Source organism: Mesobacillus sp. QJM3NY_10 (assembly GCF_056173465.1).
Map to the genome: position 1 here is coordinate 786,711 of NZ_CM149675.1, position 20,057 is coordinate 806,767.

Consider the following 20,057-nt stretch of genomic DNA (forward strand, 5'->3'; position numbering starts at 1 on the left):
GACACTCCTTGGCATATAATCACTTGAAGATATTAAAGGAGATAGGAAAATGATACGGAGATTCTTTACTTATTACCGCCCTCATCGGCGGTTATTCATCATTGACTTCAGCAGTGCGGTAATTGTTGCTTTGTTGGAGCTAGCTTTTCCGCTCGCTGTGCAATGGTTTATTGATTCGTTATTGCCTGGCGGGAATTGGAACATGATTGTCAGTGTAAGCATCGGTTTGCTGCTGTTGTATATCATTAGCACATTGCTTCAATTCATCGTCAATTACTGGGGCCATAAGCTGGGGATCAATATTGAGACGGACATGAGGCAGCAGCTGTTCCAGCATGTGCAGAAGCAATCGTTCCGCTTTTTCGATAATACGAAAACGGGACATATCATGAGCCGGATCACCAATGACCTTTTCGATCTGGGAGAGCTGGCGCACCATGGACCGGAGGATTTATTCATCGCGGTGATGACCTTTGTCGGCGCGTTCTGGATCATGCTGACGATCAACGTCAACCTCGCATTGACGACGATGATCATCGTGCCGTTTCTGATCTGGCTGATTACCTATTCAAACCTGAAGATGAACGCGGCATGGAAAAATATGTACACAGATATTGCCGATGTGAATGCCAGGGTTGAGGACAGCGTGTCCGGAGTCCGGGTTGTCCAGTCTTTTACAAATGAAGATTTTGAGATTGAGAGATTCACAAAGAATAACCGCAAGTTCCGTCGTGCTAAATTGACTGCCTATAAGGTGATGTCCTTCAGTTCATCTGGCATCTATATGCTGACAAGGCTGATTATCCTTGTAGTCCTGGTGTATGGGGCGTGGCTAAGCTTTAGCGGAACTCTGAGTTATGGAGAACTGGTCGGATTCGTCCTCTATGTGAACGTACTTTTCAAGCCGATTGATAAAATCAGTGCAATACTTGAGTTATATCCGAAAGGGATGGCAGGTTTCAAACGGTTTACCGAGCTGATGGACCAGAGTCCTGATGTCGAGGACCGGGAAGATGCGATTGAGGTTCCTGCTTTGAAAGGGGATATTCAATTCAAGGATGTTACATTCAGCTATGATGAAAACAAACCTGTCTTGGAAGGAATCGATTTGAAAATTCGTCATGGGGAAACGGTCGCGTTCGTCGGACCTTCTGGTGCAGGGAAAACGACGATTTGTTCATTGATTCCTCGCTTTTATGATGTGAATAGCGGCAGTATCACGATCGATGGCATCGATATCCGCGAGATGACGAAGAAATCGTTGCGCTCGCAAATCGGGATTGTCCAGCAGGATGTATTTCTTTTTACAGGAACGCTGCGTGAGAATATTGCCTACGGTTCACTCGGGGCAACACATGAGGATATCGTCAGAGCCGCTAAACAAGCGCATTTGGAAGATTTCATCGCTGCCCTGCCGGATGGCTATGAAACGCAGATCGGGGAACGCGGACTGAAGCTGTCGGGAGGACAGAAGCAGCGGATTGCGATTGCGCGTATGTTCCTGAAGAATCCGCCGATCCTGATTCTTGATGAAGCGACCTCCGCACTAGATACCGAGACAGAAAGAATCATCCAAAAAGCTCTCGGAGAATTATCCAAGAACCGGACAACGCTAGTCATCGCACACAGGCTGGCAACAATCAGAAGCGCGGATAGGATTGTCGTCGTGACAGAGGACGGAATTGCTGAAGAAGGCAGCCATGATGAGCTGATTGAACAGGGCGGAATCTTCGCGAACCTGCATAAAGTCCAGTTTGAAACTTCTGTTTAGGGTTGGTTTATTTTTCCTGTTTTTGCTATGATATAAGTAAAATCATGATAGATTTGGAGTGAAGTTCCATGACAGGAACGATTACGGTCATAATGGTATTCTCGATTCCGCTTGTCGCCATCGTAACCAGCCATTATCAAAGAGTAGCCAAAATCAAACACAACATGATTAAAGACGAAATTGAGCTTGAAAGATTGAAACATGAAAACTACCTGCTTGAAACGGAAAAAATGAAACTTGAACTTATGAAGCTGGAAAGTCCTCTTGAAAAAACAAAAGTGTTATAGGATGTGCCCTCTCGTGGAATCGAGGGGGTTTTTTATATGGTGAATTCTTGCCACTTACAATAAATTCGCACAAACCGCATCTTCTCCCGCTAGAATCCTGCTTCATTCAATTAATCGATTTTTTTTAAACCTCCAAATTTTTTCTAAAAAGTGGTAAATTTCCCTTGTTATCTAGCATAATATGATGTATAGTACATTACAACAGTAATGCACTATGTAACCTGTTAGAGGAGGTGCGGGGTTGATTCTTAATTCAGATAGCATGAAACCGATTTACGTCCAAATCGCCGAGTGGCTGGAAACGGAGATTCTCAGCGAGAGTATCAAGAAGGATGAGAAGGTTTATTCACAATATCAGCTTGCGGAAATGCTGAATATCAATCCAGCGACAGCGGCAAAAGGGTTGAATATTTTGGCAGATGAAAACATTGTTTATAAAAAGCGCGGTCTCGGGATGTTCGTAGCTGAGGATGCGAGGAAAATTATCATGGCGAAACGGAGGAACCAGACATTGAAGTCATTGGTGGCTGAGTTGGTGCGGGAGGCGGAGCACCTCCAGGTGACGGAAGAGGAATTGATCGAGATGATCCAGGAAGCCAAACGGGATATGAAGGGGGATTCATGATGAGTGTGCTGGAGTTCGAATGTGTAACAAAAACATATGGGAAGAAAAAAGCTTTGGATAACCTTTCGTTTTCCCTCGGTGAAAATAAGATCACCGGTCTGATTGGCAGGAATGGAGCAGGGAAGACGACGATGCTGAAAATCGCTGCAGGTTTCATGCGCGAGAGTTCAGGTGAGGTTAGAGTGTTTGGAGAGAATCCATTCAATAATCTAACGGTGTCTGCCAACATGATCATGATTGATAATGACATGAATTTGCCAGCCGCATTAGATCTCGAGGAACTGCTGGAATCAGCAGCCGATTTTTATCACAACTGGGATATGAAGCTTGCGCGTAACCTGTTTGATTATTTCGGTCTGAATCCAAAGCAGAATCATGACGGATTATCAAAAGGGATGAAGAATACATTCAACGCAATTATCGGACTCGCGGCCCGCTGTCCGCTGACTATATTCGATGAACCAACAAACGGAATGGATGCGGGAGTCAGGAAGGATTTTTACCGTGCTCTCTTGAAGGACTACATCGCGAATCCCCGGACGATCATCATCTCAAGCCATCACTTGAACGAGGTAGAGGATATCCTTGAAGACATACTGCTACTAAAGGATGGAAAGCAATTTTTGCATATGCCGATTGAAGAACTTCGCGAGTATGCTGTGGTTGTCAGCGGAAAAGAAGAAGCGATTAAGAACTGGCTCCGAGGCCATGAGGTGTTTCATAAAAGTACTACCGAATTCGGAAGGTTATATGCGGTAATCCGTAATGATTTATCCGATGACCAGATTGCTTCAGCGATGAAGAACAACCTGGAATTCTCGACGATTTCGAACGAGGACCTATGTCTGTACCTGACGAGCCAGGAGAAAGGCGGGATTGATGATGTATTTAACAAAGGTTAGCCTTTGGGATGTTGTGAAAAAGCAGTTTCGTTTTAAAATGAAATCTTACCGTGGGATGTTCACGTCGCTGATGATGCTGCAGATTATCGGGATTCTTTTTTCGCTTGGCGGAGAAGGAGGCGGAGGCGGAGGATCGGAAACTTTCAGCTATGATATGAACTATTATTCTGGCAATATCATCCTCGCTTTTATGATGATCTGGGCTTTCATCTCAGCAATCGTCGTCACCACCCAGGCTTATCGTTTTGATGATTACTCGTTTGTGGCCAACAGGCTGAGCAGTCATTTATCGAATATCCTGTTCCTTGGATGGGCAAGTGTCATCGGTGGAGCTACATTCGTGCTCGCAAGCCAATCATTGAAGCTGGCGATTCTGTTCCAGAAAGACCGGGAATTCATCGAAAGCCAGCCAATAACAATGCTGCAAATGGCAGAAGGCCTGGCTGCTACGATTCTTTATCTGTTCCTGTTCACAGCGCTTGGCTACCTGGTTGGAATGCTGGTACAGAGGAACAAGGCTTTCATTATCATCCTTCCTGCGCTCCTTTTCGGAAGTTTGTTTTTAAATGTGTTCCTGGCAAGCGAGTCTACCCTTGTGATTGATATCGGGCAAATTTTTGTGTTAGAAACATCTTTTCTGCTGTTTATGTTAAAGGTGCTGCTCACATCCGCGCTTGCTTACGGAATAGCGGCCTGGATTTCGAACAGCCTGGAGGTGAGGAAATGAGTATAATCTTTCTATTATTCTTTATCATCCTGCTGATGGTCAGTTTCGGGAGTTTTTCAAATAGATTCTTCGGTGCTAGGTTCATGAGCGGAAGCGGCATCACAAAGGTTTTTGCTGGATACATCATTATCCTGCTGGTGGCGGGGATTCTATCATTCATGGTGCCTGTTGAAGATGCATTAGAAGCTGAGTACCTGACTGATAAAGAAATTGAAGAAAACGATAGATTGAATAACGATATTTATTCTGTAGTCGAATCTGGAAGGATTGAAGAAGCGGAAGGACTTACCCAAAAAAAATCATGGGATTTTCCTCTCAATGATCAGCTTCTGGACATAAAGTTTATGGGACAGAATGTTATGATTTTCATTGAGAAGGTGGATTCTCTTGAGGGGAAAGTAGAAGTGACCCATTATTCAACTTATTCCTATATGGACAATATTGATATAACCGACCGCTTTAAATCACCAGAGGTAGAACTAAGTGATTCTACTCTGAAAATCTATCCTCCTGAACATGTGAATATCAAGCTTGTTAAGTACAAGAACGCATTTCCATTTACGCAGTTTTCCGAAGAAGGAGAGCAGTTCAACGGCGGATATGGAATGATGCAAGGAATGGAATTCATCTATGTAACTGTCCCAGCTGATACTGAGGTCACCGGAGACGGATATGTGATCAACTAATTCAGGAGTCCCTATTATTAGGGGCTCTTTTTCGTATCTGGTTCCCATACGGTATAATGATAGTAAGAGTATTTTTAAATGAGGAATGCAAAATGGCTATACTTAAAAAATTTAATTTTGTCGGAGGAAGGGTTCTTAAAACGGGGATTGCTGTCTTCATCACGGCTTTGATTTGTGAGCTGTTAGGCTGGCCGCCGATGTTCGCCGTGATCACAGCGATTGTGACGATTGAACCGACCGCGGCTGATTCGATAAAAAAAGCATATGTACGATTTCCTGCATCGGCGATTGGAGCTGCTTTTTCCGTTGTCTTCAACTTTGCGTTTGGAGACAGCCCGCTAACCTATATGCTTGTTGCCGTCGCAACCATCATTGCCTGCCATAGGCTGCACCTCCAGGACGGGGCGCTGGTAGCGGTCCTGACGGGGGTGGCGATGATTTCGACTGTCCAGGATCACTATTTGTCCAACTTTTTCATCCGTCTCGGAACGACTTTAACCGGGCTAACGGTGTCGACCCTGGTAAACCTGCTCGTCATCCGTCCTGATTATTCAAAATCAATCAAAGCAAAAATCCAGCAATTGATTGTAGAGACAGGGGACCTGATAGAAGGCAGGGGAACGGAAATCACAAGACATCAGCCTTTGCACCGGGAAACAAGGTCAGATTTTCAAAGAATCCTGAAAGACATGGAAGCTATTGAAACACTATGCAAGCACCAAAAGAAAGAATGGAAGCTGCACCAATTCGACCGGAAGAATATGCGGAACATCCATTATGAATTTAAGAAGCTGACGATTTTGAGACAGGTCCATTATCATGTCGGAAATCTCGTTTCGCTCCCCTCGATGCACCTGCCTGAGGAAAAAGCACAGATAGTCGAAGACATGGTAAAATCGATCAAGTCCGCGTTCCACCATCCCGATTTTGCGATGGATGAATCTCACGATGTTATTGTAAAAGAACTGCTGGATTTATTGAGGCATGAGGTAGATGGGCGGGAAGCTTACTCCCACCGGTTCTCCGAAGAAACCATCATCTATTACGAACTGGTCTCGATTCACGACCTGCTTGAAGAATTGAACCACATCCACAAATTTGAAATCAGGCATCAAAAGCTGTTGGAAAAGTCATTGGATATAAGCTCCTAATAGGGGCTTTTTTTCGTTTGCAGATAAAACTTGGGACAAGTTTCGCGGAAGAGCTGGAAAAGCTGTCAGAAGATCGGCCAACTTAAGACAGGTTTGGGTGAAAAGCCAGAAAAGCTGTCAGAAGATCGGCCAACATCAGACAGGTTTGGGGGAAAAGGCAGAAAAGCTGTCAGAAGATCAGCCAACTTCAGACAGGTTTGGGGGAAAAGGCAGAAAAGCTGTCAGAAGATCGTCCAACTTCAGACAGGTTTGGGGGAAAAGGCAGAAAAGCTGTCAGAAGATCGTCCAACTTAAGACAGGTTTGGATGAGAAACCAGAAAAGCTGTCAGAAGATCAGCCAACTTAAGACAGGTTTGGGGGAAAAGATAGAAAAGCTGTCAGAAGATCAGCCAACTTCTGACAGGTTTGGAGTAAATGATAGAAAAGTTGTCAGAACACAGGCTAACTTCAGACAGGTTTGGAGGAAAAGCCCGAAAAGCTGTCAGCACCCTGATCAACTTAACACGCTTTTGCCCAGTGGCGGTGTGATCAGGCATTCCTTACCTAAAAATCTACGACACCAATACATCTGCTGGATAACCCACCTGTGATTTTGATAATTCCACGACAATATCCCATCAACTTCCAATCTAATTGAAAAAATTCTCAATTAATCATTGACTTTTGTTATAAAGAAGATTTAATATTTAAATAGGTTAACTGATAATGATTATCATTATCTATCGATAAATTAGGAGCATGGCCATGAAAAAGCGTTACTTGATTACATCTTTGTTCATACTTTCAATGCTTTCTCTCTTTGTAGGAGTAAGCAGAATCACACCTCTGGAACTGCTTGATTTTCAATCGGAAGAGACGGAAATTTTCCTGATCAGCAGGGTGCCGCGGCTGATTGCCATCCTGCTCGCCGGGGCAGGGATGAGCATCGCCGGGCTGATCATGCAACAACTGAGCCGAAATAAGTTCGTGTCGCCGACAACGGCGGGCACGCTTGATGCTACGAGATTGGGCATTCTCATTTCGATGCTGTTTTTTGCAAACGCGTCCACGATTGAGAAAATGCTGATTGCATTTGTGTTCGCACTGGCGGGAACGTTTTTGTTTATGCAAATCCTTGACCGGATCAAGTTCAAGGATGCGATTTTCATTCCGCTTGTCGGGATGATGCTGGGTAATATCCTATCATCCATATCGACATTCTTTGCTTACAAAGCAGATGTCATCCAGAACATGTCCGCGTGGCTGCAGGGTGATTTTTCGATGATCATGAAGGGGCGCTATGAGCTGTTGTACATAAGCATTCCCATCCTCGTGATTGCCTATTTATTCGCCAATCGCTTCACGGTGGCGGGAATGGGAGAAGATTTTTCGAAGAACCTGGGGCTCGCCTACAAACGGGTCGTCAACATTGGATTGATCCTTGTCGCTCTGATTACGGCCACAGTCGTGCTTACGGTCGGAATGATTCCGTTCCTCGGGCTGATTATCCCGAATATCGTCTCGATTTTCAAAGGTGACCATTTGCAAAAAACATTGCCGCATACGGCTTTACTGGGAGCGAATTTTCTCCTGGTAACGGACATCCTGGGCCGCGTGCTGATCTATCCTTATGAGATTTCCATCTCCCTGATGGTCGGCGTCATCGGCAGCGGAATTTTCTTGTACCTGTTGTTTAGGAGGAAGGCATATGCGTAACTCAGTTAAACTACTCCTCCTGGCATTGCTCGCCATTGGTGCGAGCATGCTGTATTTATTCCATGACCTGAATGGCAGCTTTGATTATGCCCTGCCGAAGCGGGCGATGAAGGTGGCGGCAATGATCATCACCGGAGTGGCAATCGCCTATTCAACCGTCGTTTTCCAGACAATCAGCCACAACCGCATCCTGACACCGAGCATAATCGGACTTGATTCGCTTTACATGCTGCTGCAGACAGTACTGATTTTCTTCCTCGGCTCTGGTCATGTGACAGTCGTCAATAAACAGTTGAACTTCATTTTAACAGTGGCCATCATGGTTGTGTTCGCCTTGCTGCTTTACCGGCTTCTTTTTAAAAAAGGGAATCAACCAATCTACTTTTTGCTGCTAGTGGGAATCATTGTCGGAACCTTTTTCTCGAGCATTACGACATTCTTGCAGGTGCTGATCGATCCGAACGAATTCCAGGTTGTCCAGGACAGGATGTTTGCTAGCTTCAACAATATCAACACCGACCTGGTATGGCTGGCGATCGGCCTGATTGTCCTGCTGATCATTTATGCCTGGAGGTTCACAAATTATCTCGATGTGCTGTCGCTGGGCAGGGAAAATGCGATTAACCTTGGGGTTTCCTATGATTCTATTGTAAAAAAAATGCTGGTGCTCGTTGCCGTATTCATTTCGATTTCCACCGCTCTGGTAGGACCGCTAACTTTTTTAGGCTTGATTGTAGCAAATCTATCCTATCAAGCTTTCAAAACTTACAAGCACAGCGTCCTGATCAGTGGAGCGATTTTAATCAGCGTGATTTCTCTTGTTGGCGGCCAATGGATCGTGGAAAGAGTCTTCACATTCTCCACCACGCTTAGTGTCATCATCAATTTCGTCGGTGGCGTATATTTCATCTACTTACTGCTGAAGGAGAGTCGATCAACATGATATCAGTTCGTTCACTGTCCAAATTTTACGGAAAAAAGAGTGTCGTCGAGGATGTGACGGTCAATATCCAACGCGGGCAAATCACCTCGTTCATCGGGCCCAATGGTGCCGGAAAGTCGACGCTGCTTTCAATGGTCAGCCGGCTGCTCGATGCTGACTCCGGAGAAGTTCTCATAGACCAGAATGATGTCCGGAAGATGAAGTCGAATGAATTTTCCAAGGTCGTCTCAATCTTGAAGCAGTCAAATTACATGAATGTCCGTCTGACGATCCGCGAGCTGGTTTCATTCGGAAGGTTCCCTTATTCGAAAGGGAGGCTGACTGAGGAGGATGAACGGTTCGTCGACCAGGCGATCGAGTACATGCACCTTACCGAAATGCAGGACAGTTATCTCGACGAGCTGTCAGGCGGCCAGAAGCAACGTGCGTTCATCGCAATGGTCATTGCCCAGGATACTGAGTACATCTTGCTTGATGAACCGTTGAACAATCTGGATATGAAGCATTCCGTCCAGATCATGAAAATACTTCGCCAGCTTGTCGATGACCTTGGTAAAACCGTCGTCATCGTCCTGCATGACATCAATTTTGCATCCGTCTATTCGGACCGCATCGTTGCGTTAAAGGATGGAAAAGTTGTCAAGGATGGCCCAACTAGGGAAATCATCCAATCTGATGCTCTAAAAGAAATTTACGATATGGATATTCCAATCCAGGAAATGAATAATTGCCGGATCTGCGTTTATTTTAATTCTTAGTAAAAGGGGAGTTTAACTATGAAAAAACTTAGTTTATTAGCACTTGTTTTAGCGATGTTATTTGCATTGGCAGCATGTGGTTCCGAGGAAAAAACAAAAACAACTGCAGCTTCAGGAAAAGATGAAGCGAAGGAAATGACCATCAAGCATGAGTATGGAGAAGCAACTGTCAAAAAGAATCCAGAAAAAGTAGTCGTTTTCGATTTCGGTGTGCTTGATACCCTTGATGAGCTAGGTGTTGAGGTTACAGGCGTTCCACAGGCAATCGTTCCTGAATACCTTGAGAAATACGCTGGCAAGGAATATACGAATGTGGGAAGCTTGAAAGAACCTGATTTTGAAGCCATCCACGCAATGAAGCCAGATGTCATTTTCATTTCTGCAAGACAGGCTGAATTGTACGACCAGTTCGCGGAAATCGCGCCAACTGTTTTCGTTGGCATGGACTATACAAAGTACATGGAATCCTTTGAAAAGAACATGAAACTGATTGGTGATATTTTTGAAAAAGAAGAAGTTGTGACGGAAAAATTAGCGGAAGTCAATAAGAGCATAGATGAAATCAATAAAGAGGCTTCAGCTGCAGAAGAGAAAGCATTGCTTGTGCTGGCGAATGAAGGCAAAGTCAGCGCTTATGGTGCCGGATCCCGTTATGGTTTCCTACACGATGTATTCGGCTTCAAGGCGGCAGATGAAAATATCGAAGCATCCACTCACGGCCAGAGCATCACGTTCGAATATGTCCTTGAGAAGAATCCTGGAATCCTGTTTGTCATTGACCGTACCGCAGCTGTAGGTGGCGAAGTCGGCGCAAAGGAAACAATCGAAAATGAACTTGTGAAAAAGACGGATGCCTTCAAAAACGGTAAAGTCATCTACCTTGACGGTACAAACTGGTACTTGAGCGGCGGCGGCCTGCAGTCAATGCAGTCCATGATCGATGAATTGAGGTCGGCATTATAATGTTCTATCAAATTAAGCGAATACTAGTAAAAGAAGGACATTCCAGCCAGGTGATTGAACGCTTTTCGAAAAAAGGCATGCTAATCGAGCAGCAGCCGGGATTTCTAGATAAACAGGTTCTCGTTAAAAAGAGCCGCCGTGGCGATGAAGAAGTCATGGTCATGATCAGCTGGAAATCACAGCAGGACTGGAAGAACTGGGAGAAGCATCCCGACCATATCGCCGGTCATAAAGCCAAAATCGGCCAGCCTAAACCAGATCATATTTTAGAATCCTCCCAGGATGTTTATGAAGTGATTTAATTAGAAGAGACTCAGCGATGGGTCTCTTTTCAATTGGTAAAAAAGCGCGTTTTTAACCAATTCGCTATAAAAAGAGAAAAGTCGCTATAAAAAAGATTAAGTCGCTATAAAAAAGGAAAAGTCGCTATATAAATTTATATTTCAGCTATGCGAAAGTAGAGCAACGTGATTTCTCCGCTGAAAAATAGTGATTTAAAACTAGTCCTACTGTTTGAGAGCCAATAAGGCCGTTTACAACTCCCTTCTTTGAGGAAAACGCATTAAAAGTATTGTTTTTTTATAGAAGAAACCGTTTTCAACAGCCAGGTGTTGTTTTTGTACTAATTTCGTCACTGTCTGGTTATGAATAGTGTAGGCATCGTGATATTCTAAATTGTATAGATTTTCACAAACGCACTCATTTGGAGGAATCATCTGTGGACGGCATAATTGGTTTGCTTGATGAACCGTTAATTTTACTATTTGTCATCTTATTTCTTGGCTCGGCGCTGGGGGAAATTAAAATACGGGGACTTAGCCTCGGTACGTCTGGTGTCTTGCTGGCGGCAATGGTGTTCGGACATTTCGGCTATCAGGTGTCGCCGGTCATCCAGCAGCTGGGTCTCGGCTTATTTATTGTGGCCGTCGGCTTGTCTGCCGGACCGCGCTTTTTCCGTATGATGAAAACGAGCGGGATTGTCTTTGGCATCATCAGTTTATTGATTGTCCTGGTCGCATCGGTTACAACGATTGTCGTATCCAAGCTGTTTAACCTGTCACCGGCATTAAGCATCGGGATTATGACGGGGGCGCTGACAAGTACACCAGGATTAGCAGCTGCACTTCAGGCAACAGGCGACCCACTCGCGTCTGTCGGCTATGGTATTGCCTATCCATTCGGAGTGCTGGCGGTTGTGCTGTTCGTGCAGCTCTTGCCTCGCGTACTCAAAGTGGATTTGGCGGAGGACTTGAAAAAGAAATCGGGACCTGTGCGCAATGATGAGTCGCCTGAAGTTATGACAATCGAGGTCACGGATTCTTCTATTAATAAAAGAACGTTAAAAGAGCTGGAGTTCAATAAATATAATACGGTCGTCATCAGCCGCGTCATCCGCGGGGACAGGAATATCATTGCCCTGAATGATACGGTAATCCTGGTGGGGGACAGGCTTGTTGCTGTCGGTCTACCGAGTGACTTGAAGAGACTGTGTGAGGATATCGGCAGGGAAGTCGAGTCCAATTTCAAGAATCAAGACAATGTGGAGCTTCGCAAGGTCACTGTCGATGCCCTGGAATTGATTGGGAAGACAATCAAGGAGCTTGAATTAAGGCGCACATACGGTGTAACAGTTACCAGAATCGAACGGGGTGGCTTTGAATTCAACCAGAGCTCCAAATGGCGCCTTGAACGTGGCGACGTCCTGACGCTTGTGAGCAGTGAAGACCGTCTGGATGATGTAGAAAAGCTGTTTAGCAGAAAGAAACTGACAGTTACCAATATCCATATCTTGTCTCTGAGCTTAGTGTTGCTGCTAGGTGTGCTGGCCGGTATGATTCCGTTTCATTTTCCGAAGCTCGGCACGATAACATTCGGCGTCGCCGGCGGACCGTTGTTCATCGCTCTAATCATCGGTCACTTTGGAAAACTCGGTCCGATTCATGCGCGCTATTACCAGCCGTCGAACCAGGTCATCCGAGATATCGGATTGGTCTTATTCCTTGCCGGAGCGGGTACTACAGCCGGAAAAGGAATCGTGCAGGTCATCCAGCAGGAAGGCTTCAACCTTGTCATCGGCGGTGCGATCATTACAATTCTGCCAGTCGTAGCCGGCTTTTTCATTGCAAGAAAGCTTTTCCGACTCAGCATCATTCACTCATTAGGCGCACTCTGCGGCGGGATGACAAGTACACCTGGACTTGGAGCCACCAACCAGTTGATGGATTCCGAAGATCCCGCGATCGCCTACGCAGCCGCGTACCCATTTGCGCTAATATCAGTTGCGGTGGCATCACAGATTTTGGTTTTCTTTTTATAAAATCGTAAAAATCGACTTCTGAATTTTAAATTATATCGGTTCAGGAACTTCCTCAGCCAAGACTAGTTCAGACGAGCAATCCCTTTATTGTAAAAGCAAAAAGACACTGACAATATGTCCGTGTCTTTTTTGAATTTACAATTTCAAGCCGGTACGGCTCTTGAATCTTCTAAGCAGAATATGGCTTTCTACCCTGGTGATACCCTCCAAGCTGTAGAGTTCCTCATTGATGAAATTTTCCAACCTTATAAAATCCTCTACTAGAACATGCATATGTAATGTACTTGGACCTGTCATCTGGTAGCAGCTGGCCACACTTGGATTATTCGCAAGTGTCTCGGCAACCCTCACGAGCGAGGAAGGCTCGCAATCTACTTCGAAAAATGCAGAAACAGATTTCCCTACTTTTTCCGAATTGATGACAACAGAAAACTTCTCGATCACACCATCTTCGATTAATTGATTGACTCTTTCCCGTATTGATACTCTTGATAGATTCAACTGTTTGCCAATGTCCACATAAGACATTCTCCCATTTTCGGATAATAGTTGAAGTATCATTCGATCCGTTTCATCGATTACCATTTAAACACCACTCTTTTGAAATCGTTTGTAAATTCATCTTAGCTTACAATTGATAACATTTTCAACGGAAACTGGAAAAAAACGCAGAAAATTATATTAATAAAAATATTTTAATATTTTCTGAATATTATATAGATTTTTTAAAATACCTGTATTATAATAATACGAAATTCGAAATGATATTAAATTCAGTGAAACGCTTTCATAAAGTAGTCTTATGTTACCTTTAGCGTACTTATGTTAGGGAAGCTGTTTTACAAAAAGGGGGACAAGCAAAAATGAGTAAGAAAGTTAAAGTGTTCGCAGCAATATTTATGAGTGTTCTTTTATTTCTGACTGGTTGTAACAATAGTAATTCTTCCAGTTCAGAAGGGGGGGAAGCAACGACTGCGGGTGCTCCTGCAAAAACGGACAAAACAGAATTAGTAGTCGGTCTCGATGATGACCCGCCACAGCTGGATCCTCATTTCTCTACAGCAGCAGTTGACCGTCAAGTATTCCATAGTATCTATGACAAGTTGGTTGACGTGGATGAAGAACTTAACTTTGTTCCTATGCTAGCGGAAAAATGGGATATTTCAGAAGATGGAAAAACATATACATTCACTTTACAAAAGGGAGTTACATTCCATGATGGAACTCCGTTTAATGCAGAAGCAGTTAAATTCAATTTTGAGCGCATGATGGATCCAAATGCAGGCTCGCCTCGTGCATCTGAATTATCATCAATCGAAAAAATTGAAGTGGTTGATGAAACAACATTGAAGGTTGTCCTTTCCGAACCATACAGTCCATTCCTTGCAGCGTTGTCTGACCGTGCAGGTATGATGGTTTCACCTACAGCAGTAAAAGAGAAAGGCAAAGATTTTGCCAACTCTCCTGTTGGTACAGGTCCTTTCAAATTTGTTTCCCGAGTTAAGCAAGACAAAATCGAGGTAGAGAAAAATGCAGACTATTGGGACGGTGCACCAAAGTTTGAAAAAATCGTTTATCGTCCATATTCAGATGAAAATGTCAGGCTGACTAACCTTACTTCAGGCAGTGTTGACATCATAAGCAAGGTACCACCGAAGGATGTCGAGAAGTTGAAGAATGATTCAAACCTTACATTATCTGAAACAGGGGCACTCGGCTTTCAGGGTCTATATTTGAATCATAAGAGTGAACCATTCAATAATAAAGCACTTCGCCAGGCATTAGACCTAGTTATTGACCGTGAAGCAATTATAAAAGTTGCTCTTCGCGATACTGGTGTACAAGCTGCAGGAGCCATCCCTCCTGGAACTTGGGCATATGACGATAAACTTAAGCCGACAAAAAAGAATGTTGAACAAGCCAAGAAAATCATGGCTGAAGCAGGTTATCCTGATGGATTCGAATTTACATTACAGCTTTCTCCTAAACCGGTTGAAGAACAAATCTCGCAAATGATCCAATCAATGGCTGCAGAAGCCGGAATCAAGGTTAAGCTTGAAATCGTTGAATTCGGAACGATGCTTGATAACATGGATAACTTCAAATTTGATGCAGTACGTTTGGGATGGAGCGGAAGAACAGATCCAGATGGCAACATCTACGCGCTATTCCACACGGACGGCTCAATCAACTACGGTTATTCTAATCCGGAAATGGACGAGCTGTTAGAACAGGCTCGTGTTGAAACGGATCAAAAAGAGCGTAAGGCAATTTACAGCAAAGCAACTGAGCTGGGACAGGAAGAAGTACCGTTTATTTTCATCTACCATGAGAAGGATTACAAGGCATTTAAAAACAACTTACAGGGCTATAAACACATCTCGGATCAAATGATGCGCTTCCACGACGTTTCATTTAAATAAGCATTCTACTTGATTCGGCTTGGGGATTTGTCCCCAAGCCGATGTATTTTAAAAGCTGAAGAAAGGGAGGGAGCAGCGTGGTAAAGTTTTTACTTCGTAGATTGGGCCTTATGGTCGTTATCTTATTTTTAGTAAGTATCATCGTTTTTTCTTTAGTGCATCTTACTCCGGGTGACCCGGCAAGGATGATTTTAGGGCAAGAGGCAACGGAGGAGTCATTGCATGCATTAAGAGAGCAGATGGGCCTGAACGACCCTCTTTATGTCCAATATTTTAACTGGATAACAAATGTCATCCAGGGGGACCTCGGAAACTCTTTAAAGGATAATACCCCCGTACTGACAGTGCTGCTTCAGAAGCTGCCGGTTACGATTCAGCTGTCGATCATGTCATTTATTATTGCGATGCTGATTGCCATCCCTGCTGGTATTATTTCAGCGACAAGAAAAGGAACCTTCTGGGACTATTTTGGAACGACTTTTGCATTGTCAGGGGTTTCGGTTCCTCCATTTTTCTTAGGAATATTGCTCATTTTCGTCTTTTCAATTTCGCTTGGATGGCTTGCACCTTCAGGTTATGTAGAGCCATGGAAGGATTTTAAACAGAGTATGATGTTAATGATTTTGCCTGCGATTGCAGTAGGAATTCGATTGAGTGCCGAAATCACAAGAATGCTGCGTTCAAGCATGCTTGAAGTGTTGGAGGCCGATTATATCCGGACGGCATATGCAAAAGGTGTTTTAGAAAGAGGAGTCGTTATCGGCCACGCCTTGAAAAATGCACTTATTCCTGTAGTTACCGTCAGTGGACTGCAGTTAGCCACTTTTCTCGGCGGAGCTGTCATCACCGAAACGATATTCGCGATTCCAGGCTTGGGAAGGCTAGTCATTGATGCCATTTTGACAAGGGATTTCCCGGTTGTACAGGGAGCTGTCTTGTTTATGGCTATTGCGGTAGTGGTTGTTAACTTCTTCATTGATGTCCTTTATTCGATCCTAGATCCTAGAATTAAGCTAACAGGGGGCCAGTGACCATGGAAGCACAGTTAGAACAAAAAATCGTAGTCGTTGAGAGCCCGAGGAAACGCCGAATGAGAGAAATGAGCTCTCGATTTTTTCAAAATAAGTTAGCCGTTCTTGGCGGTATCTTTACATTGCTTCTTATCTTTATGGCTGTTTTTGCGCCGGTAGTAGCGCCCAATAATCCAACAGAACAGGATTATGCAAAGTTTCTTCAGAGCCCAAATGCCGAAAACCTCTTAGGAACTGATGAACTTGGACGCGATATTTTAAGCCGAATTATCTATGGCGCAAGAGTATCGATCCAGGCTGGGATTATATCGGTAGGTATTGCTTTAGTAATCGGAATTCCAATCGGTCTTTTTTCAGGTTATTACCGTGGCGTTCTTGATGAATATGTGGTTATGCGTTTTACGGATGCATTGCTTTCATTCCCTCCGTTAGTATTGGCACTTTCACTGGCAGCGGTTCTTGGGGCCGGATTACAGAATGCCATGATTGCAATTGGTATTATCTTTACTCCTAACTTTATCAGGCTGGTAAGGGGAGAGGTACTGAGCCAGAGGGAGCGGGAATATGTTACTGCGGCAAAAGCCTCTGGAATCAGTGACCTTAAAATCATATTCAGGCATATCCTGCCGAACTGCATGCCGCCAATTTTAGTCCAGGCAACATTGGCCATTGCGGCAGCCATCATATCGGAAGCCTCTTTAAGTTACCTTGGACTGGGGACTCAGCCACCAACACCTAGCTGGGGAGCAATGTTATCTATGGGACAGGGCTACCTTGGAGATGCACCTTGGATTTCTCTATTCCCGGGCCTGTTTATCTTTTTGACTGTCCTATCAATCAACTTATTTGGTGATGGGCTACGTGATGCATTGGATCCCAAACTGAAGTGAGGTTAGTAGAATGACATTTTCGATAACTGCTAGATGTGAGAAAACCGGAATGCTGGGCGTGGCCGTATCAACTGCAAGGCCAGCAGTCGGTTCACTTGTTCCTTATGTGAAACCTGGGATTGGAGCGATCGCCACCCAGGCTACTGTTAATCCGTTTTACGGCATTGATGGAATCAAGCTTTTAGCTGAGGGAAATTCCCCAGCTGAAGTGCTGGAGCAGTTGCTGGCTTCAGACCCAGAACGGGAGAGAAGGCAATGCGCCATCGTTGATAAGAATGGAAATGCGAAAGGTTTTACAGGAAAAGACACGGTGCCATGGCAAGGACATAAAGTCGGAGCGCACTTCGTTGTCGCTGGTAATATGCTGACCGGGCCTGAAACAATCGATGCAATGTTTGAAACCTATCAGGCATTGGAAAATGAAAGTTTGCCAGAAAGACTTTTAGCGGCTCTTGCAAGCGGTCAAGAAGCCGGCGGGGACAAACGGGGAAGGCAGTCAGCGGCTATTTACGTTGTTGACCAGGAAGAATATCCGCTTGTGGATGTTCGGGTAGATGAACATCCTGACCCTGTTCAAGAATTAATCCGAGTCTATAAAAAGTGCCAGGAAGACCTGTTTCCTTACACTGCTAATCTAGTAAAACGAAAGGAGGAGGCAATCAAATGACACAGCCATTATTGGAAGTGAAGAACCTGAAGGTCAGCTTTGCCGGGAAAAAGAAGAGTACTAATATAGTAGCCGGATTATCCTTTAATGTGGAAAAAGGGAAAACCCTTTGTATTGTTGGAGAATCAGGCTGTGGAAAAAGTATGACCTCCCTTTCGGTCATGGGGCTGCTTCCTAAGACAGGGGAAGTGGAAGGTGAAATTCTATTAAAAGGCGAAAACTTGACGGAAAAGTCGATGAAACAGATGAGCAGGATTAGAGGCAACCAGATTTCGATGATTTTCCAGGAACCTATGACGTCGCTCAATCCAGTACAGACGGTAGGAAAGCAGATTGCCGAAACCATTATTCTCCACCAGAATGTAACGAAAAAGGAAGCTCGCCAGAAAGCCATTGAGATGCTTCAGCTAGTAGGCATCCCTTCGCCAGAAAAACGGATCGATGCCTATCCCCACGAATTGAGCGGCGGAATGAGACAGCGGGTCATGATTGCGATTGCCCTGAGCTGCAATCCGGAACTGCTGATTGCCGATGAGCCGACGACAGCTCTTGATGTAACAATTCAGGCGCAAATCCTTGATCTAATGAAGAATTTGCAAAGAGACCTGGATATGGGAATTATCATGATTACCCATGACTTGGCGGTTGTTTCTGAAATGGCGGATACAGTTCTTGTCATGTATGCAGGGAAAGCGGTCGAATATGGTGACAGGAAATCCATTTTCAACAACCCAATGCATCCATATACACAGGGGCTGATGAAGTGTATTCCCGATGTAGACGCTGAAGACGATGTGGAGGAGCTCTTTGTCATAAAAGGCTCAGTACCATCTCCGGATGCCATGCCAGCAGGCTGCAGATTTGCCGATCGCTGCCCGTATGTACAGGAAATCTGCAGGGCACAATCCCCGGATCTTGAGCAAATCGAATCACAGCACACAGTCAGCTGCTGGAAATACACTGATTTTTGGAAGGAAGGTGAGGCAAATGGGCCAGCCATTAGCGAAGTTGCCGTCGGAAAATCTTCTTGATGTACAGGACTTAAAGAAACACTTTCCTGTCGGTGATCAAGGGTACTTTGGAGAGAAACAGGTGGTAAAGGCATTGGATGGTATCACCTTTACTCTGAAAAGAGGCGAAACGCTGGGAATTGTAGGTGAATCGGGATGCGGCAAATCAACAATGGGCCGGGCCATCCTCAGGCTTCATGAACCTAGCTCAGGAACGATCGTTTACGACGGAAAGGATATCACGAATGTTTCCAAGCGGCAGATGCGCGATAATCGTAAAGATATGCAGATCATCTTCCAGGATCCATATGGTTCTCTGAATCCAAGGATGACTGTGGGAGCAATGCTGTCAGAAATCGTTGAAACACATAAAATCGTTCCGCGAAAAGAGCTGTATGACTATGTTTGTAATCTGTTAGTAGAAGTAGGGCTTTCGGAACAGCATTATTACCGTTTCCCGCATGAGTTTTCGGGCGGGCAGCGCCAGAGGGTAAGTATTGCACGTGCGCTATGCACGAACCCAAAGCTGATAGTTTGCGATGAAGCAGTCTCCGCGTTGGATGTATCAGTCCAGTCACAGATCCTGAACCTGTTACAGCGCTTAAAAAAGGAGCACCAGCTGACATACTTGTTTATTTCTCATGACCTTAGCGTTGTTAAGCATGTAAGCGACCGTGTTGCTGTCATGTATTTAGGGAAAATGGTGGAGCTGGCTGATAAGAAAGATCTTTATGATAATCCGCTGCACCCTTATACAAAGGCCTTGCTTTCTGCCATTCCTTCTACCAAGGAAGAGAAGAAACGGGAAAGAGTTATTTTAAAAGGGGATGTGCCAAGCCCAATCAATGTTCCTAACGGCTGCCGTTTCCATACAAGATGTCCGCTTGCTACCGATCGATGCAGGGCAGAAGAGCCGGCATTCCGGGAGGTAAGCGAGAACCATTTTGCCGCTTGCCATTATGCATAACTTGGAGAGGTCTTTACCTAGTTGGTAAAGACTAGGTCCTTACCAACCTGGTAAGGACGTTTCTTTCGATGTGAAAAATAAACACAGTTAACTCAAAGCTGTTTTCGCATTGATTGTTGCTTTTCGAACATATTTACGTATACGCATTGCGAAAGGTTTCGGGTCTCTTTTCGAAAATGCTTCCGCAATCTGATATGCGTAAATATTCGTAAAAACCCAAAAGCCGGTTTTTACTTTAGGTGTG

General features: G+C 44.6%; 21 protein-coding genes. 20 read left to right on the forward strand and 1 reads right to left on the reverse strand.

Annotated elements, in window-relative coordinates:
- Positions 1-49: 49 nt before the first annotated feature.
- From AC0VX7_RS03935 to AC0VX7_RS04000, 14 genes are all read left to right on the forward strand, one after another.
- Positions 50-1,771, forward strand: a complete 1,722-nt coding sequence (locus tag AC0VX7_RS03935) for an ABC transporter ATP-binding protein (RefSeq protein ID WP_475426769.1) — start codon at positions 50-52, stop codon at positions 1,769-1,771.
- A 68-nt stretch (positions 1,772-1,839) separates the two neighbouring features.
- Positions 1,840-2,058, forward strand: a complete 219-nt coding sequence (locus AC0VX7_RS03940) for a hypothetical protein (RefSeq protein WP_475426770.1) — start codon at positions 1,840-1,842, stop codon at positions 2,056-2,058.
- 241 nt (positions 2,059-2,299) lie between these two features.
- Positions 2,300-2,683 carry a GntR family transcriptional regulator gene (locus tag AC0VX7_RS03945; protein ID WP_475426771.1) on the forward strand — a complete coding sequence of 128 codons (384 nt, stop codon included), beginning with the start codon at positions 2,300-2,302 and terminating at the stop codon, positions 2,681-2,683.
- Complete coding sequence (locus AC0VX7_RS03950) at positions 2,680-3,585, forward strand: ABC transporter ATP-binding protein (protein WP_475426772.1); 906 nt, start codon at positions 2,680-2,682, stop codon at positions 3,583-3,585. The genes AC0VX7_RS03945 and AC0VX7_RS03950 overlap by 4 nt, the downstream gene beginning before the upstream one ends.
- Positions 3,560-4,312, forward strand: coding sequence for a hypothetical protein (locus tag AC0VX7_RS03955; protein WP_475426773.1), 753 nt, complete (start codon positions 3,560-3,562; stop codon positions 4,310-4,312). Before AC0VX7_RS03950 ends, AC0VX7_RS03955 begins: the two co-directional genes overlap by 26 nt.
- Positions 4,309-4,998: a hypothetical protein gene (locus tag AC0VX7_RS03960; RefSeq protein ID WP_475426774.1), complete on the forward strand. Its 690-nt coding sequence runs from the start codon at positions 4,309-4,311 to the stop codon at positions 4,996-4,998. Before AC0VX7_RS03955 ends, AC0VX7_RS03960 begins: the two co-directional genes overlap by 4 nt.
- A gap of 92 nt (positions 4,999-5,090) precedes the next feature.
- On the forward strand, positions 5,091-6,149 hold the full coding sequence (locus tag AC0VX7_RS03965; RefSeq protein WP_475426775.1) for an aromatic acid exporter family protein: 1,059 nt from the start codon (positions 5,091-5,093) through the stop codon (positions 6,147-6,149).
- Positions 6,150-6,246: 97 nt separating this feature from the next.
- Positions 6,247-6,495 (forward strand): hypothetical protein, encoded by a 249-nt coding sequence (locus AC0VX7_RS03970; protein WP_475426776.1) that lies wholly within the window; start codon positions 6,247-6,249, stop codon positions 6,493-6,495.
- Between the two features lie 398 nt (positions 6,496-6,893).
- Entirely contained in the window at positions 6,894-7,844 is a 951-nt protein-coding gene (locus AC0VX7_RS03975; protein ID WP_475426777.1) for an ABC transporter permease, read from the forward strand.
- The gene (locus AC0VX7_RS03980) at positions 7,837-8,787 is read left to right on the forward strand and encodes an iron chelate uptake ABC transporter family permease subunit (protein WP_475426778.1); all 951 of its coding nucleotides are present in this window, start codon (positions 7,837-7,839) and stop codon (positions 8,785-8,787) included. The genes AC0VX7_RS03975 and AC0VX7_RS03980 overlap by 8 nt, the downstream gene beginning before the upstream one ends.
- Positions 8,784-9,545: an iron ABC transporter ATP-binding protein gene (locus tag AC0VX7_RS03985; protein WP_475426779.1), complete on the forward strand. Its 762-nt coding sequence runs from the start codon at positions 8,784-8,786 to the stop codon at positions 9,543-9,545. Before AC0VX7_RS03980 ends, AC0VX7_RS03985 begins: the two co-directional genes overlap by 4 nt.
- An 18-nt stretch (positions 9,546-9,563) precedes the next feature.
- Complete coding sequence (locus AC0VX7_RS03990) at positions 9,564-10,508, forward strand: siderophore ABC transporter substrate-binding protein (protein WP_475426780.1); 945 nt, start codon at positions 9,564-9,566, stop codon at positions 10,506-10,508.
- Positions 10,508-10,810 (forward strand): antibiotic biosynthesis monooxygenase family protein, encoded by a 303-nt coding sequence (locus AC0VX7_RS03995; protein ID WP_475426781.1) that lies wholly within the window; start codon positions 10,508-10,510, stop codon positions 10,808-10,810. The genes AC0VX7_RS03990 and AC0VX7_RS03995 overlap by 1 nt, the downstream gene beginning before the upstream one ends.
- A 416-nt stretch (positions 10,811-11,226) precedes the next feature.
- On the forward strand, positions 11,227-12,825 hold the full coding sequence (locus AC0VX7_RS04000; RefSeq protein ID WP_475426782.1) for an aspartate:alanine exchanger family transporter: 1,599 nt from the start codon (positions 11,227-11,229) through the stop codon (positions 12,823-12,825).
- Between the two features lie 135 nt (positions 12,826-12,960).
- Here AC0VX7_RS04000 and AC0VX7_RS04005 read toward each other — a convergent pair whose 3' ends face one another.
- The gene (locus tag AC0VX7_RS04005; protein ID WP_475426783.1) at positions 12,961-13,410 is read right to left on the reverse strand and encodes an Lrp/AsnC family transcriptional regulator; all 450 of its coding nucleotides are present in this window, start codon (positions 13,408-13,410) and stop codon (positions 12,961-12,963) included.
- Positions 13,411-13,688: 278 nt separating this feature from the next.
- Here AC0VX7_RS04005 and AC0VX7_RS04010 point away from each other — a divergent pair, with 278 nt between their 5' ends.
- From AC0VX7_RS04010 to AC0VX7_RS04035, 6 genes are all read left to right on the forward strand, one after another.
- Complete coding sequence (locus AC0VX7_RS04010; protein ID WP_475426784.1) at positions 13,689-15,248, forward strand: ABC transporter substrate-binding protein; 1,560 nt, start codon at positions 13,689-13,691, stop codon at positions 15,246-15,248.
- 77 nt (positions 15,249-15,325) lie between these two features.
- Complete coding sequence (gene nikB, locus AC0VX7_RS04015; RefSeq protein WP_475426785.1) at positions 15,326-16,279, forward strand: nickel ABC transporter permease; 954 nt, start codon at positions 15,326-15,328, stop codon at positions 16,277-16,279.
- 2 nt (positions 16,280-16,281) lie between these two features.
- On the forward strand, positions 16,282-17,169 hold the full coding sequence (locus AC0VX7_RS04020; protein WP_475426786.1) for an ABC transporter permease: 888 nt from the start codon (positions 16,282-16,284) through the stop codon (positions 17,167-17,169).
- A 10-nt stretch (positions 17,170-17,179) separates the two neighbouring features.
- A complete protein-coding gene (locus tag AC0VX7_RS04025) occupies positions 17,180-17,836 on the forward strand; it encodes a DUF1028 domain-containing protein (protein ID WP_475426787.1) in 657 nt (218 codons plus the stop codon).
- Positions 17,833-18,867: an ABC transporter ATP-binding protein gene (locus tag AC0VX7_RS04030; RefSeq protein ID WP_475426788.1), complete on the forward strand. Its 1,035-nt coding sequence runs from the start codon at positions 17,833-17,835 to the stop codon at positions 18,865-18,867. Before AC0VX7_RS04025 ends, AC0VX7_RS04030 begins: the two co-directional genes overlap by 4 nt.
- Positions 18,824-19,813 (forward strand): ABC transporter ATP-binding protein, encoded by a 990-nt coding sequence (locus tag AC0VX7_RS04035; RefSeq protein ID WP_475426789.1) that lies wholly within the window; start codon positions 18,824-18,826, stop codon positions 19,811-19,813. Before AC0VX7_RS04030 ends, AC0VX7_RS04035 begins: the two co-directional genes overlap by 44 nt.
- The last annotated feature ends 244 nt before the right edge of the window (positions 19,814-20,057 follow it).